The sequence below is a fragment of the Massilia sp. genome, assembly GCF_046293535.1.
Taxonomy (GTDB): Bacteria; Pseudomonadota; Gammaproteobacteria; order Burkholderiales; family Burkholderiaceae_D; genus Telluria.
Genome location: NZ_JBKBOV010000067.1, coordinates 1 through 15,537, shown reverse-complemented (window position 1 = coordinate 15,537; position 15,537 = coordinate 1). Strand labels below are relative to the sequence as shown.

At 70.6% G+C, this 15,537-nt stretch carries 17 protein-coding genes and 1 pseudogene; 16 read left to right on the top strand and 2 right to left on the bottom strand.

What is annotated here, in order from left to right:
• From ACK4S9_RS22400 to ACK4S9_RS22350, 11 genes and pseudogenes are all read left to right on the top strand, one after another.
• Positions 1–325, top strand: a pseudogene (locus tag ACK4S9_RS22400) (hypothetical protein); the annotation flags it as partial.
• A gap of 2 nt (positions 326–327) precedes the next feature.
• Positions 328–768: a DUF3305 domain-containing protein gene (locus ACK4S9_RS22395; protein ID WP_409730027.1), complete on the top strand. Its 441-nt coding sequence runs from the start codon at positions 328–330 to the stop codon at positions 766–768.
• A gap of 11 nt (positions 769–779) precedes the next feature.
• Entirely contained in the window at positions 780–1,340 is a 561-nt protein-coding gene (locus ACK4S9_RS22390; protein ID WP_409730025.1) for a DUF3306 domain-containing protein, read from the top strand.
• The gene (locus ACK4S9_RS22385) at positions 1,337–3,004 is read left to right on the top strand and encodes a 4Fe-4S binding protein (RefSeq protein ID WP_409730023.1); all 1,668 of its coding nucleotides are present in this window, start codon (positions 1,337–1,339) and stop codon (positions 3,002–3,004) included. The genes ACK4S9_RS22390 and ACK4S9_RS22385 overlap by 4 nt, the downstream gene beginning before the upstream one ends.
• A 132-nt stretch (positions 3,005–3,136) precedes the next feature.
• Positions 3,137–4,822, top strand: coding sequence for an AMP-binding protein (locus ACK4S9_RS22380; protein WP_409730021.1), 1,686 nt, complete (start codon positions 3,137–3,139; stop codon positions 4,820–4,822).
• Positions 4,823–5,254: 432 nt separating this feature from the next.
• Complete coding sequence (locus ACK4S9_RS22375) at positions 5,255–5,698, top strand: hypothetical protein (RefSeq protein ID WP_409730019.1); 444 nt, start codon at positions 5,255–5,257, stop codon at positions 5,696–5,698.
• A 68-nt stretch (positions 5,699–5,766) separates the two neighbouring features.
• A complete protein-coding gene (grpE, locus tag ACK4S9_RS22370) occupies positions 5,767–6,123 on the top strand; it encodes a nucleotide exchange factor GrpE (RefSeq protein WP_409730017.1) in 357 nt (118 codons plus the stop codon).
• Positions 6,116–7,033 carry a universal stress protein gene (locus ACK4S9_RS22365; protein ID WP_409730015.1) on the top strand — a complete coding sequence of 306 codons (918 nt, stop codon included), beginning with the start codon at positions 6,116–6,118 and terminating at the stop codon, positions 7,031–7,033. Before grpE ends, ACK4S9_RS22365 begins: the two co-directional genes overlap by 8 nt.
• Before the next feature lie 38 nt (positions 7,034–7,071).
• Positions 7,072–7,725, top strand: a complete 654-nt coding sequence (locus ACK4S9_RS22360) for a hypothetical protein (RefSeq protein ID WP_409730013.1) — start codon at positions 7,072–7,074, stop codon at positions 7,723–7,725.
• Positions 7,726–7,789: 64 nt separating this feature from the next.
• Complete coding sequence (locus tag ACK4S9_RS22355) at positions 7,790–8,215, top strand: GreA/GreB family elongation factor (RefSeq protein WP_409730011.1); 426 nt, start codon at positions 7,790–7,792, stop codon at positions 8,213–8,215.
• Positions 8,216–8,411: 196 nt separating this feature from the next.
• Positions 8,412–8,678, top strand: a complete 267-nt coding sequence (locus ACK4S9_RS22350) for a hypothetical protein (protein ID WP_409730009.1) — start codon at positions 8,412–8,414, stop codon at positions 8,676–8,678.
• A 26-nt stretch (positions 8,679–8,704) separates the two neighbouring features.
• On the opposite strand, the gene ACK4S9_RS22345 is transcribed toward ACK4S9_RS22350, so the two are convergent.
• Together ACK4S9_RS22345 and ACK4S9_RS22340 are read right to left on the bottom strand one after the other, a co-directional pair.
• Positions 8,705–9,316, bottom strand: coding sequence for a response regulator transcription factor (locus ACK4S9_RS22345; protein WP_409730007.1), 612 nt, complete (start codon positions 9,314–9,316; stop codon positions 8,705–8,707).
• A gap of 1 nt (position 9,317) precedes the next feature.
• Entirely contained in the window at positions 9,318–10,901 is a 1,584-nt protein-coding gene (locus ACK4S9_RS22340) for an ATP-binding protein (protein ID WP_409730005.1), read from the bottom strand.
• A gap of 148 nt (positions 10,902–11,049) precedes the next feature.
• Here ACK4S9_RS22340 and ACK4S9_RS22335 point away from each other — a divergent pair, with 148 nt between their 5' ends.
• From ACK4S9_RS22335 to pncB, 5 genes are all read left to right on the top strand, one after another.
• Positions 11,050–11,928, top strand: coding sequence for a universal stress protein (locus ACK4S9_RS22335; RefSeq protein ID WP_409730003.1), 879 nt, complete (start codon positions 11,050–11,052; stop codon positions 11,926–11,928).
• Positions 11,929–12,114: 186 nt separating this feature from the next.
• Positions 12,115–12,996, top strand: coding sequence for a hypothetical protein (locus tag ACK4S9_RS22330; RefSeq protein WP_409730001.1), 882 nt, complete (start codon positions 12,115–12,117; stop codon positions 12,994–12,996).
• Positions 12,989–13,651: an N-acetyltransferase gene (locus ACK4S9_RS22325; RefSeq protein WP_409729999.1), complete on the top strand. Its 663-nt coding sequence runs from the start codon at positions 12,989–12,991 to the stop codon at positions 13,649–13,651. Before ACK4S9_RS22330 ends, ACK4S9_RS22325 begins: the two co-directional genes overlap by 8 nt.
• A 115-nt stretch (positions 13,652–13,766) precedes the next feature.
• The gene (locus ACK4S9_RS22320; protein ID WP_409729997.1) at positions 13,767–14,276 is read left to right on the top strand and encodes an SET domain-containing protein; all 510 of its coding nucleotides are present in this window, start codon (positions 13,767–13,769) and stop codon (positions 14,274–14,276) included.
• A gap of 9 nt (positions 14,277–14,285) precedes the next feature.
• Positions 14,286–15,479, top strand: coding sequence for a nicotinate phosphoribosyltransferase (gene pncB / locus ACK4S9_RS22315; protein WP_409729995.1), 1,194 nt, complete (start codon positions 14,286–14,288; stop codon positions 15,477–15,479).
• Positions 15,480–15,537: the final 58 nt, after the last annotated feature.

Here is a 15,537-nt window from a genome sequence, read left to right as displayed (position 1 = left end):
GCCCGGGGAGGCTCCGCGCGGCGCGGCGCGCGCGGCCGCATCGGCCGGGATGGTGCCGCCGGGCGTCACTCCGCCGAACGCGGGCATGCCGGCAGCCGCGCCGGCGAATGCGGCACCGGGATCGGCCGCCGCGGCGCCCGCCACCGGCGCCGCGCCGTACAGCCCCCAGGCCCTGAACGCGGCCAACGTCCCGATCAAGAGCGAAAAGCTGGGCACCGCGGCGCCGAGCGAAGACGTCAAGGCCGGGCCGACCCGGTCGCTGCCGAAGGGCGCGGCCCCGGCGGTGGAAAAGGAACACAGTCCCAAGACGGCGAACAAGCAATGAAGATGGGAAGCATGCCAATCGCGGTGATCATGCAGCGCCGCGCCGTGCAGCACCGCTGGGCCGACGAGGCCTGGGAGGCGGTCGGCGTGGTGCAGGACCGCGGCAATCTGCCGCGCCTGCAGGTGCTGAGCCAGAGTCCGGAGCGCGACTACTACCTGGTCTCCGGCCTCGAACTCGAGCTGTACACCGACGAGAACGAGGGGTATTACGAGAACTGCATGGCGCCGGAGTCCAAGGTGTTCGTGCTGTGGCGGATGGAAGAGGGCAGGGCCATCCCCGTGCGCGCCTCGGTCAGCTACGTCGAGGGCACCCGCATGTTCGACTCCGGCGAGCAGGCCGACGGCGTCGCCATGCCGGCCGAGATCTATGCCTGGGTGGCCGGCTACCTGCGCGAGCATTACCAGCCCAAGCCGCGTTCGCGCCGCGGGCGCCAGCACGGATGAGCGGAGGCGGGATGTCCGAAGAAGGGTTCTTCCGGCGCTGGGCGCGGCTGAAGTCGACCGGTGGCGATGCCGCGCCGCCGCCCGCGCCGTTGCCCGAACCTGCGCGCGCCCCGGCGCCGCCCGCGCCGGCCAAGCCGCCGAGCGCAGCCGCCGAGGCCGAGGCCAGGGCCGCACTGCGCGCCCCTCTGCCGACCCTGGAAGACGTCGCCCGGCTCACTCCGGACGCCGATTTCTCCGCCTTCGTGGCCAGGGACGTCGACCAGTCGGTGCGGCGCCTGGCGCTCAAAAAACTGTTCGCCGATCCGCACTTCAACACGATCGACGGGCTCGATATCTACATGAACGACTACAACAAGGCGGCGCCGCTCACCCCGGCCATGCTGGCTTCGCTCAAGCATGCGCAAGGCCTGGTCACGCGCCTGCTCGACGACCGCCAGAAGGAGGCCGAGGCCCGAGCGCAGGCGCAGGAACAGCTGCCGATGCCGGAGCAGGAGCCACGGCCACAGCCACAGCCACAGCCACAGCAGGAGCCACTGCAGGCGCCGCCGTCCACACGACAAGGGAACGCATGAACATCCGCTTTACCGACAATCCGCCGCTCGACCCGGTCCAGGAAGGCCGCAACGTCCAGGCGCGGCACGCCGCCATCCTCGCGGCGGACGCCATCCCCGTCTTCGAGCCGGCCGTCACGGTCAGCTACCAGTCCAGCGGCCGCACCCTGGTGGTCGGCTCGGCCGAACAGGCCTTGCCCTGGGCCGACCGGCTCGCGGCAGCGCTGCCGGTCACCGTGCTGCTGCTCGACAGCCAGCAGACGATGCCGGTGCGTCCGTATCCGGTCCAGGTGGCGCGCACCGTCGCGGTGGCGGGCTGGCTCGGCGCTTTCGAGGCGCGCTGGCAGGCGCCCGGGCAGCCGGTCCAGCAGGGCCGCTTCGACCTCGTGCTCGACCTCAGCCCGAGCCGCCTGATCCCCAGCCACCAGCGTCCGCACGGCTATTACGCGCCCGGCTACGACGAGGCCGAGCGCCTGGAGGCGGTCGAGTCCATGCGCGAGATGGTCGGCGACTTCGAGAAGCCCAAGTATTTCTCGTACAAGGAGCGCAGTTGCGCCCATGGACGCAACGGCGTGACGGCTTGCAGCGCCTGCATCGAGATCTGCTCGGCCCAGGCCATTGGCGGCGACGGCGACCGGATCAAGGTCAATCCCTACCTGTGCGCCGGCTGCGGGGCCTGTTCCACGGCCTGCCCGACCGGCGCCATCAGCTATGCCTTCCCGCCGGCGGCGCTGACCGGCAAGCGCATGCAGGCGGCGCTGCGCTCCTACCGCGAATCGGGCGGGCAGGATCCGGTTTTCGTCCTGCACGATCCCGAACACGGCGCGGCGCTGCTGGCCCGGCTCGGCGAGTCGCTGCCGGGACGCGTGATCCCGCTGGCGCTGCAGCACACCGCCTCGACCGGCATCGACGTCTGGTTCGCCGCCGTGGCTTACGGCGCGGCCGGCATCTCGGTGCTGCTGACCGGGCGCGAAGCCCCGCAGTACGTCGCTCTGCTGGACCAGCAGATGGAGATCGCCCAGGCGGTACTGAGCGGTCTGGGCTACGAAGGACCGCACTTCCAGTTGCTGCGCGTGGAGGCGCCGGACGAACTGGCGGTGGCGCTGCGCCACGCTCCGCGCGGGCGTACGCCCGGGGAACCCGCCGTGTTCCACCTGGCGAACGACAAGCGCAACACGCTCGACTATGCCCTCGAACACCTGCACCGCCATGCGCCGCTCAAGCCCGAGCAGGTGGCGCTGCCGGCCGGCGCACCTTTTGGTGCGATCGAGGTCGACCGCAAGGCATGCAGCCTGTGCATGTCCTGCGTGGGCGCCTGTCCGTCGGCCGCGCTGCAGGACGGGCAGGGCGCGCCGCTGCTGCGCTTCATCGAGAAGAACTGCGTCCAGTGCGGCCTGTGCGCGGCGACCTGCCCGGAAGACGCGATCACGCTCGCGCCGCGCCTGTCCTTCCTGGAGACGCGCAACCAGGCCGTGGTGCTCAACGAGTCCCAGCCCTTCCACTGCATCCGTTGCGACAAGCCCTTCGGCACCCTGCAGATGGTCGAGAACATGCTCGGCCGCCTGGCCTCGCATCCGGCCTTCAGCGGCCACCTCGACCGCCTGCGCATGTGCGGCGACTGCCGCGTCATCGACATGATGGAGCCGCGCGACGAGATGCGCGTCACCACGCTGCGGCGAATGTAGGCATGTTCGCGGGGAGGGCGGTTCGTCATTCAGACCACTGGCCTGAATGACTCCCGCCCACCCTGCAACAAGGCATCCGAACATGGCAAAATGGCCACAGCAGCCATGCCACCTTAGCGACCAGGAGACACCATGACGCCGACCCAGCGCTTTCTGCAAGCGCGCGACTTCCTGCTGCAGCACCGCCTCGACTACGAGACCGCCTACCGCGACTACCGGCAGCCGCGGCTCGACGCCTTCAACTGGGGCCTGGACTACTTCGACCAGATGGCCCGGGACAACCACGCTACCGCGCTGTGGGTGGTCGAAGAGGACGGCCGCGAGCAGAAGATCTCGTTCGCCGACATGGCCTCGCGTTCGTGCCAGGTGGCCGAATACCTGCAGCTGTGCGGGGTCAAGCGTGGGGACCGCGTGCTCCTGATGCTGCCGAACCGGGTCGAACTGTGGGAGATCATGCTGGCGGGGATCAAGCTCGGCGCCGTGCTGGTGCCGACCACCATGCTGGTCTCGGGCGCCGACCTGCAGGACCGCATCGAGCGCGGCCGCGTCAAGCACGTCATCGCCCAGGCCTCCGAAGCGCACAAGTTCGAGGGCATGGCGGGCAGCTTCACGCGCATCGCGGTCGGCGGCCGGCCCGAGGGCTGGCACGACTTCGCCGACAGCCGCGACGTCCTGTCGGTCTTCACGCCGGAAGGCGAGACCCGCGCCACCGACCCCTTGCTGCTGTACTTCACCTCCGGCACCACGGCCAAGCCCAAACTGGTGCTGCACAGCCACCAGAGCTATCCGGTCGGCCACCTGTCGACCATGTACTGGATCGGCCTGCAGCCGGACGACGTCCACTGGAACATCTCCTCGCCGGGCTGGGCCAAGCACGCCTGGAGCTGCTTCTTCGCTCCCTGGAATGCCGGCGCCGCCATCTTCGTCTACAACTACGAGCGCTTCTCCGCCAGGGCCGCGCTCGACACCATCGTGCGCTGCGGCGTGTCCTCGCTGTGCGCACCGCCCACGGTGTGGCGCATGATGATCAAGGAAGACCTGAGCGCCTGGCGCCCGCCGCTGCGCGAACTGGTCGGCGCCGGCGAACCGCTCAACCCGGAAGTGATCGAGCAGGTGGAGCAGGCCTGGGGCATCCGCATCCGCGACGGCTTCGGCCAGTCGGAAAGCACCTGCCAGATCGGCAACCCGCCGGGCCAGCCGATCAAGCCCGGTTCGATGGGCCGGCCGCTGCCGGGCTACCGGGTGGCCCTGCTCGACATCGACGAGCAGCCCGCCGAGGAAGGCGAGATCGCGCTCGCGCTCGATCCGGCGCCGCTGGGCCTGATGATGTGCTACGAGGGCGACGAAGAAAAGACCGCCCACGTCATGCGCGCCGGCCACTACCATACCGGCGACACCGCCACGGTCGACGAGGACGGCTATTATTTCTACGTCGGGCGCAACGACGACGTGTTCAAATCTTCGGACTACCGCATCAGCCCCTTCGAGCTCGAGAGCGTCCTGATCGAGCACGAAGCCGTGCTGGAGGCGGCGATCGTGCCGAGCCCGGACCCCTTGCGGCTGTCGGTGCCGAAGGCCTTCGTCACCCTGCGCCAGGGCGTCCTGCCCTCCCGCGAGATGGCGGCAGCGCTGTTCGCCTTCGCGCGCGAGCGCTTGGCGCCGTACAAGCGCATCCGGCGCATCGAGTTCCGCGAACTGCCCAAGACGATCTCGGGCAAGATCCGGCGCGTCGAACTGCGCAGGGAAGAAGCCGGACGCGGCGCCGCGGACGCGCAAGGGCAGGGCGTGGAATACCGGGACGACGAGTTTCCCGCCTGATCTGCCTGCGCAAGCCGGGGCGCGCCCTTCGCTCCGGTCGGGCTCGGTTGACGAAAAAAACAGGTGGTATATACTGGTCCGGTATTCAATTTGATGAGCTCCGACCCGAACATGCGCGGCATCCCTCACCACGGCATTGGTTGTTCCTCCAGCGTGCGCATCGCGCGCGCTGTTGCCGTCGGCGCTGCCCGCCTTGCGCAACATTTCCCACACCATCCCCTGTCGCTCGGACTGAGCGTCTTCCACGCTCGTCTCGTGCAGCTCTCGACGCGCGATCTCGCCTGCCTCTCTTGAGCTCGGCGAGAGCCTCCGGGCTCTCCCGAGCTCCCACCACAAGCATCGTCTGAAGCGCTGCGCATCTGCTGAAGCATTTGCCGCGGCACGCCATTCGTTCCTGTTGGCCAGTCCGCATCGGGCTGGGAAAGGCAAACCATGTGTACCGACACTTACCTCAGCCAGCGCGACCTGGCTGTCCTGACACGCCTCGTACGGGCACGGTCGGCCGATCCCGACCAGGTCGAGGCCGCCGTGCGCCGGCTCGCGAGCCTGACCGCGCTGTCGCGCGCGCTTCCCGGCGAGGACCGCGGCAGCCAGCGGCGCCGCGTCTCGCTCGGCTCGAGCGTGCGTTACCGCATCGCTTCCTGCGGCACGGGCATCCATGAACGCCTCGCGCGAGGTGGCGACCTCGATGCCGTCGTCATCGCCTGCCCGCAGGATGCGCAAGCCATGCTGCCGCGCGTCCCGGTGCTGGCGCCGCTTGCGCTGGGCCTGCTCGGCCACGCGGAGGGCTGCACGGTCGACGTCGACCTGGCGCTCGGACGCAGCCTGCGCCTGGAAATCCTCGAAGTGCAGCCGGCGCCAGGCCTGCCGCGCTGACGCCGGTGCGGCTGCGGCCGCCGCATCGGAGACCCCATCACCTGTCACCAACGCTAGAAGGAGAAGCCATGAGCGATCAAGAGCACAAGCCAGCGCCCGGGCACCAGCCCGGCCTCGAAGAGCGCATCGCCGCCGCCGGGCAGCGTATCGCGGCCTTGCAACGGCGGCTGGACGAAGCGCTGGACGAACTGGCGCACGCGCGCCGGCGCGCCGCGGTCGAAGTCGCGCAGGCGAGCCGCTACGGCCATGACGACCTGGCCAAGGCCCTGCTGCCGTTCCGCGACGCCATCGAAGCGGCGGCCACCGTGCCCACGCGCGATGCCGCGGCCTTGCGCGAAGGGCTGGAACTGGCCTACCGGCAGCTGGCGACGGCGCTGGCACGATGCGCCCCGGGCGACTCCGTCCACGGAGGACACCGTGCGTAGAATCGACCGGATCCTGCTCGCCGTCCAGGGAACCCATCCCGGCCGGGTGGAAATGCGGGCTTCGCTGCTGGCGCCGGCGCTTGGCATCGATGCGTTCGACGTGCTGGCCGTGAAATGGGCCGGCACCGGCGTGCGTCCCGCCACCGCCTACAGCCACGTCCAGGTGGACGGCGGCAGCCTCAGGGCGCTGGTCGAGGGCGAGTCGCGGGAGCTCGGCAGCTTTCCGCCGCCGGACGAACTGGACAAGGTGTGGTCGGTCCGGCGCGGCCGTCCGGCCGACGTCATTGCCGGCACCGCCGACAGCATCGGGGCCGACCTGACCCTGATGGCGGGCAGCGGCCGGCCGCGCCTGCCACTGTGGGCGCGGCCCTCGCGCGACGCCGACGTGGTGCGCCTGTGCCGCGGGGCCGTGCTGCTGGTGCACGGCGAGCCGCGTCACGATTACCGCAACGTGGTGGTGGCCACCGATTTCTCGCGCGCCTCGCTGGCGGCGGCGCGCACGGCGGCGCTGCTGGCGCCGGAGGCCCGCTTCGTCTTCGTGCATGCCTTCCAGCAGCCGGAAACGGCCATGATGCACGACCTGGAACTGCCGGCGCGCGTCATCCGTTCCTACCGCGAACAGGGCTGGGAAGCCGCGCGCAGGAAGCTCGACGAGTTCGTCGCGCTGTTCCTGCACGAGGTGCCGCCGGGCCGGCGCGAAGTCCACGCCGGACGTGCGTACGAGGTCATCCGGGACTGCGCGCGGCGCCAGCAGGCCGACCTGCTGGTGCTGGGAAGAGGCGCGTGCCATCCCGGCGCGCGGCTCTCCAGCAGCAACGTGATGCAAAAGCTGATGGACGAGGGCGCATGCGATCTCCTCGTCGGTCCGGACCGGTATGGCGACGGCAGCGACCGGCGCCTGGCGGCTTGAGGGCCGCAAGAAGCAAGCAATGATCAAGGAGGAATGATGTGTTCACCGAAACCTGCCCCCTGCCGCTGGACGGCTGCGCCTGGGATCCTTCCGCCGGCCCGCTCGACGGCGAGATGCTCGTGCTCCATTGGCAAGCGCATCCGTGCTGGCCGGTGCGGCATAACGCCGGGCGCGCGCTGAGGGCGCTGCGCGGCGGCGCGCGCGCCGTGCTGCTGGTGCGTGCCGGCCGGGAGCGGCCCTATCGCCGCGATGGCCACGCGCTGTTCCCGTCGGACCTGTCGCCCGCTTCGCTGGACAGCCTGCGGCGCGCCATCGGCACGCTGCCACCCATGCGTTTCACGCTCCTGCACGGCTGCCGCGTCAGCGGCGAAGGCAGCATGCGCGCGGCGGGCGTCGGCGAGGCCGCGCTCGACGCCTGCCGCCGCCGCAGCGAAGCGGCCGCGCGCGCGGCCGGCCTGCGCTTCGCCGCGCAAGCGGAAGGCTGCGAGGTCCGCCCGCTGCTCGCGCTGCAGCGCCAGCCGTGGCATGCGGTGGTGGCCGAGCATGCCGCCATGGCGCGGCCGGATGTGCTGGTGCTGTCCGAGACCGCAAGCGGTCCCTGGGCGGCATGGCGCTGGCGGGCACGCCTGCGCGCGCTGCTGGCGCGCACCGAGTGCGACCTGCTGTTGCTGCCGTGCGCGCGCACGGCTTGATTCCCGGCGAACTGCCGGTTTGCTACCTGTCGGCCAGCCCTGTCCGGGCTGGGAAAGGCATCGTATGTCGTCCAAGCAGTACCTGAGCCAGCACGACCTGGCCATTCTCCATCGCTTCGCCCGCGAGCACGGCATCGGCGCCGACTCGCGCGACGCTTCCGGCCGCAAGCTCGCCAGCCTGCTGGCTTCGGCCTTGCCGCTGCCCGAGACCGACGCGGCGCCGCGCCGCGTCGCGCTCGGGGCGACGGTGCATTACCGGCCGGTCGGCGGCTGCGACACCAGTTCCATCCTGATCGCCTGCCCGTACGACGCGAACGCCCTGCTGGCACGCGTGACCATCCTGTCGCCGCTGGCGCTGGGCCTGCTCGGGCATGCGGAAGGATGCCGCGTCGAGATCGAACTGCCGCACGCGCGTTCGATGCTGGTCGACATCGTCGGCGTCGAAGCGCCGGCGCCTAGCCTCGGCCACGCGCCACAGTTGACGGCATGATCCCTGTCACTCCCATCGTCACGTACCGATTACGCCGGATGCGAGGCCTTGCCGGCCTCGCGCTGGCTCGGGCTTGCGCCGGCGCGACTTTCTCGTACGCCGCCGCGCAGGTCCCGAGCCTGCCAGCGACCACGATCCGCGGCCCGAAGGCCGCGGCATGACGATGCCCCGCCAGGGGCGAACTGGAGGAAAGTCAATGTCTATGTATCGACCGGGATTGTTTGGCCGGGATGCGGCGCTGCGCGCCAAGCAGCGGATGGAACAGAGGATGGAGCGGCGCAGCAAGCGGCGCCTTGCGAAACACCTGTTGGAGCGCAACGCGCAGTGGCGGCGCTCCGTGCTCAAGACCATGGCGGCCGCCCTGGCGGCGGTGCTGGCCGGGCAGCTGATGTTCGGCGAGATCGCCGCGGCGGCCCAACCGGGCGGCGAGCGAGCCCCTGGGCATGCGCTGAGCTTGGGCTGAGCGTAGGCCGCCCGCGACCCGCCCGATCACCCGATCGGGTTCTGCAGGTGCTGGCGCACCAGGTCCGCGATCGAGTCCACCTGCAGTTTTTCCATCACCCGCGACTTGTGCACTTCCACGGTGCGCACGCTGATCCCGAGTTCTTCGGCGATCTCGCGGTTGTGACGCCCCGTCACGACCAGTTCCATCACCTCGCGCTCGCGCGGGGTGAGGCTGGCGTGGCGCTTCAGGTAGTCCGGCGAGGCCAGGGCCTCGCCCTGCCGCGCCGCCGCCCGCGCCAGGGCTTCTTCGATCGCCGCGACCAGCGGCCCTTCCTGCAAGGGCTTTTCGAGGAAATCGACGGCCTCCGAGCGGAACGCCTCGCGCGCCGAATGCACGTCGCCGTGGCCGGTGATGATCAGGACCGGCAAGCGGCTGCCCAGTTCGCGCAGCGTCTTCTGCAGGCTCAAGCCATCCATTCCCGGCATCCGGATGTCGAGCAGCAGGCAACCGCTGGCCTCGCTCGTCCAGGCTTGCAGGAAGGAGTCGGCGTCGGAAAAGAAGGCAGTCCGGTAGCCGTGCAGGCTCAGCAGCAGGCCGAGCGCGTCGCGCACGGCCGCATCGTCGTCGACGATGTACACGGTGTGGTGGCGATCCATGTCAGGTGGTCCTTTCGCCGGTCCCGGAGTGGGCCGGAAGGGTGATTTTCAGGATGGCGTGGCGCCCCGGCTCGACGCTCAGGGTGCCGCCGTGGGTCTCGATGATGGCGCGGCTGATCGCCAGTCCCAGTCCCAGGCCGCTCGACTTGAGCGAGATGAAGGGCTCGAACAGGCGAGCCCGGATCTTGTCGGCGATGCCGGGGCCGTTGTCGGCGATGCGGATCCACACCGATTCGCCCTCCACGCCGGCGTCCACCGCGATGCGGCGTTCGACCCCGGCCGGCATCGAGGCCACCGCGTGGATGGCGTTCGACAGCAGGTTGCGCAGCACGATCTGGAGCTGCACCCGGTCGCCGAGCACGCGGGCGCCGGGGAGCGGCCCGGCCTCCAGGCGCACGCCTTCCCTGGCCGCCTGGTCCGCGAACGAGTCGAGCACGTCTCCCACCAGCGCGGGCAGGGCCACCGGCGCGAGCGAGGTGGTCCCGGTGCGGAAGAACTCGCGCAGGCGCTTGAGCACGTCCGAGGCGCGCTGCGATTCCGCGACCATGGCGCGGATGGTCTTCTGCAGCAGTTCCTCGCTGTCGCCGCGCGCCATCAGGCGCTCGCAGGCGCTGCCGTACATCGACAGGGCGGTCAGCGGCTGGTTCAGCTCGTGCGCGACCGCGCCCGCCATCTCGCCGGCCGCCGCCAGCCGCAGCGAATGGCGCAGCTCGTGGCTGGCGCGGCGCGCGACGTCGACGGCGATGCCGATCAGGAAGCCGGACAGCGTCAGGGTCAGCACCAGCATCTGCACGTTCGGCATCTGCGCGGCATAGGCGATCGGTCGCAGCGAGGCCACGGTGACGCCGATCTCGAGCACCAGGGCGGCCGTGACCGCGCCCGCCATGCCCTGGCGCGCGGCCGACCAGGCCAGCGGCAGGATCAGGAGGTAATAGGCCAGCGAATCCGGCGCCGGCCGCTGCAGCGCCACCGCCAGCACCGCCGCCATCAGGGCGATGTAGGCGGCGGTTTCCCAGCGCAGGATGCGGCCGAGGTAGGCCGCGCGCAGCTCCTCGTCGAGCAGGAACTGGCAGATCGGCACCACCACCAGCATGCCGGCGGTCTCGGCGATCGCGTAGCGCGCCACCACGTCCAGCCACCCGCGCGTGGCGAACACCTCCGGCCCGTGCAGCACGGTGGCGTAGGCGGCGGCGCCGGCCAGGCTGCCCATGGTGGCGAACACCGCCCACAGCAGCAGGCCCTGGTGGCTGGCATGGAAGGCGCTACCGGGCAGGCGGCGGCGCATCGCGGTGCCGACGGCCAGGTAGATGGCCGGGGGCAGCAGCCCGATGAGCAGCGAGAACGCCGGCCGCGCCGGCAGGGCGGGGGTGATCGCGGCCGCCAGCAGGGCGGCGATGATCAGGGGCAGGGCGGCCCGGCGTCCGCAGCGCAGGACCAGAAACAGCGCCAGGCCCGCCGCAGGGTGCCAGACCGGGGCGATGGTCTGGTGCCGCGCCTCGGGACCGCTGGTCGCGTCGAGAGCGACGTAGGCAAGGCAGAAAGCGCCGCCGAGCCAGGCGGCGCGGACGGCACGGAGATCGAACATGTCGGATTCCTAGGATGCGCCTCCCTCGGGCGCTAAGGGCTTCCCTTACGCGGGCTGCTGATGTGGTGGCCACGGGCGCCTCATTATACTGGAGGGATCGGACGGCCGTCGATGCGCGGCAAGCGCACTGGCCGTCGCTGGAGGATGGATGTCGACGAGAAGGGATGGCGGGTTTGGCGGGGTCAGCGGCTGGACGCTGGTCGCGGCCGAATGGTCCGACAGGACCGTGCAGGTGGCGCGCCGCGCCGCCTGCCTCGCGCAGCAGCGCGGCGAGCGGGGACTGCTGGTGCACTTCCACCACTACGGTCTCAAGCATCTGCTGCGCGGGATGAGCGCCGAGGCCTGTGCGCAGCACCAGCGCGAACGCCTGACGCAGCTGGCGCAACTGGTCCAGCGCCAGACCGGATTCGTGTTCGAGGTCGAAGCGCAGCGCGGCTCGCCGCGCAGCGGCGCCGACCTGCACAAGCGCTTCCTTCAGGCGCGCCTGTGCGTGGTCGAGGCGCACCCGGCCTGGAGCCCGGGCCGCCACGCGCCGCGCTTCGCGCCCGCGCTCGCGCACGGCGCCGCACACCCGGTGCTGATGGTCCGGCGCGACGCCGGGCATGCCTACCGGCGCGTCCTGGTGCTGGTCGATCCCGCGGCGTCCGTGGCGGAAACGCTGGCGCAGGTCGGCGGCGTCGCGCCCGGCGCCGAGATCGTGCTGCTGTCGGCGCTCGACCGCAAGGGCGAGAACCGGCTGCGCGCCAGCGGCGCCGGCGAGGACCGGATCGACGCCTACGTCCAGCAGCAGCGCGAAGACGCCCTGCGCCGCATGGACGAGCCGGACGGAGTCGTGCGCATCGTCGAGCATGGCTATGCGCCCACCGTGCTCCAGTATGCGGAGCGGCGCCTGCGTCCCGACCTCCTGGTGCTGCCCGGCGAGCGTGCGCCCGGGCTGCGGCGCCTGTTCCTGCGCAGCCTGGCCGCCGAGGCGCTGGCCCGCTCCGACTGCGACATCCTGGCGCTGCCGGACCGCGCCGCCGCCTGAGGGCGGTGCGCGCCAATTCCCTGTTCTCCTCGGCGCGCAGCGTCATTTTCCCCTTTTTTTCGGACCGATTAAGGGTTTCCCTTACGCCCGCGGACGAATAGGCAGCCGCGCCGATTTGGCCGATACTGCGGCCGGCTGCGGGCTGTCATGGCGCCGCGGCCGCTTTGCATGCACGAAGAGAATCACATGGACCTGAACAAGAATTTCATCAAGACGAAGCGCCCCTGTGCGGACGGCTTCCGCTGGTTCCTGCAGCACCATGCGCAGGGCAGCGACTACCAGCCCCTGCTCGACGCCCTGGTCGCCGCCGGCCGGGTGGACGACGCCTGCTGGCTGCTGACGCAGTTCGGCCCGACCTCGGCGGTGATGACGGTCGACGCGATCGAGGCCGACGCCCTGGTGTTCGCCGGCTCGCTCGAGGTGAAGGGCAACATCGAGATCGACACCGTGCTCAGGGCCGGCGGCGTCATCCGCGCCGGCGGCGGCATCCGGGCCGGCCTGTCGATCGAGGGCGGCGACGACATCCGCGCCGGCGGCGGCATCCAGTGCGCCGGCAAGCTCACGGCCGCGGGCAACGTCGACGCCGGCTGGGGCATCCATGTGCTGGGCGACATGCGCGTGGGCGGCAACCTGCGCGCCGGCTGGGACATCGCCTGTGGCGGCACGCTCGCCCTGGACGGCGACTGCGGCGCGGGGCACGAGATCGTGCTGGGCGGTCCGGCACGCTGCGAGCAGGGAATCCGGGCGGGCGGCGCGATCACCGGCCAGGGACCGATCCGCGCCGGCCGCGGCATCGAGTCGGGCGGCGGCATCGAGAGCGGGGGGCATCTGGAAGCCGCCTGGGGCATCAAGGCCAACGGGGCCGTGCTCGCCGCGGGCGCGATCCGGGTCGGCGAGAGCCTGCAGGCCGGCGAAGAGATCCGCGCCGGCGAAGGCTATGGCGTGTTCGCCGGGCTCGCGGTCCAGCAGGACCGCTGGGACTGCAGCGCGCAGGTGCAGGCGAGCGAGCGCCCGCGCCAGCTGCTGAGCGGCCATTGGGTGCCGCGCTGCGAGGCTGACGATGGCTGACACGATCCTGGCGCCCGGATTCGGCTGGGGCTGGCGCCGGCCGGCGGAGCTCAGGATCGACGTGGTGCACCGCCCCGACGACCTGGGGCGCGAGCTCGATGACCTGTACCGCCGCATGCAGCGCCCGGGCCACCGGCTGCACGGGCTGGCCACGGTGCCGGTGGCGCCGGGCGACTATCCGGGCCTGGTGTTCCGCCATCGCGAGGCCGACGGCGAGCACTATGTCTATGTGGAGGACGTGCAGCTGCGGCGCCTGGCCGGCTACACGGTGTTCAACCGCCTGGTCGAGCTCGACCGGCGCGCCGACCGCCACCTGCGCGCGCCGCACTCCAAGTATGCGCCCGCCTACCAGCGCCGCGGGATCGCGACCGCGGTCTACCGCTGGTGGCTGGAGGGCGGGAACTGCCTGATCAGCGGCGCGCGCCAGTCGGCTGGCGCCCATGCGCTCTGGCAGTCGCTGGCGCGCCGGCGCGAATTGCTCTACGTGGCGCTGCGCGACAAGAAGCTGCGCCAGCAGGCGCCCGAGGGCGCGGCATCCCTGGGCGACGATCTGAATACCCGGATGGTCCTGCTCGGCGACGGCTGGAGCGCCGAGCGCCTGGTGTCCAGCGCCGGGATGCTGCCCTGCGAGGCCGAGGCGCTGGCGCCGGCCTGACCGGTCGCCGCGGCGCCTCAAAATGTGCGGCATCGCGGGTGCGATTGGCTCCATAATACGTGCTCGACATGCAAGGCAGGCGGCGCCCCCGCCGCGACGACCACACAAGGACCCGATGAGCACCAGAGCACGTTCCGCCGCCGCCAAGGCCTACGAAGTCAGGAAGTCCCCCATCCACGGCAACGGCGTCTTCGCGCTCAGGCCGATCGGCGCCGGCGAGCGCATCATCGAGTACCGGGGCGAACGCATCACCTGGGACGAAGCGACCGAGCGCGCGGCGACGGCGGGCGGTCCGATCAACCACACCTTCTACTTCACGCTGGCGGACGGCCGGGTGATCGACGGCGGCAGCCGCGGCAACGCCGCGCGCTGGATCAACCACGCCTGCTCGCCCAACTGCGAAGCCTTCGAGGACGAGGGGCGGGTCTACATCCACGCGATGCGCGACATCGCGCCCGGCGAAGAGCTGAACTACAATTACGCGCTGATCTATGACGAGCGCCACACGCCGGCCCTCAAGAAGCTGTTCGCCTGCCGCTGCGGCACGCCCGGCTGCACCGGCACCATGCTGGCGCCGAAGAAGCGCAGCAAGAAGCGCACTCAGAACGAACACGCCACCGCCTGAAGGAGCCCGATGAAGCCCGTCGTCCGCAGCCTGCTGGAAACCGACCTGTACAAGTTCACCATGTGGCAGGCCCTGCTGCACAGCCACCCGGACGCGATCGGAGAATACGAATTCCTGTGCCGCAACCAGCCGGCCTATCCGCTGGCCGAGCTCAAGACGGAGGTGGAGCGCGAGCTCGACCACCTGTGCTCGATGATGTTCCTCGACCACGAAGTCGCCTACCTGCGCGGCCTGCGCTTCATCAAGAGCGACTTCGCCGACTTCCTCACGCTGTTCCGCTTCCAGCGCAAGTTCATCCAGGTCGACACCGACGGACCGCACCTGCGCATCCGCGCCAGCGGCCCGCTGGTGCACGTGATGGGCTTCGAGATCTTCGTGCTCTACATCGTCAACGAGCTGTATTTCCGCCGCTTCGACCAGCAGGCCGGCATCGCCGAAGCGCGCGTGCGCCTGCAGCAGAAGATCGACGAGCTGCGCGCCTTCGAGCAGGAGCCGGCGCGCGCCACGCCCTTCGAGTTCTTCGACTTCGGCGTGCGCAGGCGCTTTTCCGGCGAATGGCACGACGAGGTGGTGGCGACCATGGCGCGCGAGCTGCCGCAGTTCTTCAAGGGCACCTCGAACGTCTACCTGGCGCACAAGTACAAGCTGGTGCCGATCGGGACCATGGCGCACGAGTACCTGCAGGCCTACCAGGCCTTCGGCGTGCGCCTGCGCGACTTCCAGAAGGCGGCCCTGGAAGACTGGGTGCAGGAATACCGGGGCGACCTCGGCACCGCGCTCACCGATGTGGTCGGCATGGATGCGTTTCTGCGCGACTTCGACCTGTATTTCGCCAAGCTGTTCGACGGCCTGCGTCACGATTCGGGCGACCCGGTGGAATGGGGCGAGAAGGCCCTGGCCCACTACGCTCGGCTGCGCATCGATGCGCGCAGCAAGCGCCTGGTGTTCTCGGACGCGCTCACGGTGCCCAAGGCGCTTGGCTTGTACCGTCACTTCGCCGACCGCACCACGCTCGGTTTCGGCATCGGCACCAAGCTCACCAACGACACGCCCTACCAGGCACTGAACATCGTCATGAAGCTGACCCACTGCAACGGGCAACCGGTGGCCAAGCTCTCGGATACGCCCGGCAAGTCGATGTGCACCGACGAGACCTTCCTGGCCTATCTGCGCCAGGTGTTCCAGCACCCGGGCCCGGGTTGATCAGCGCGGCGCCGGCCGGCGCCGGGCCCCGTCGTCCGGCGCGTCCAGCTGGAAGGGG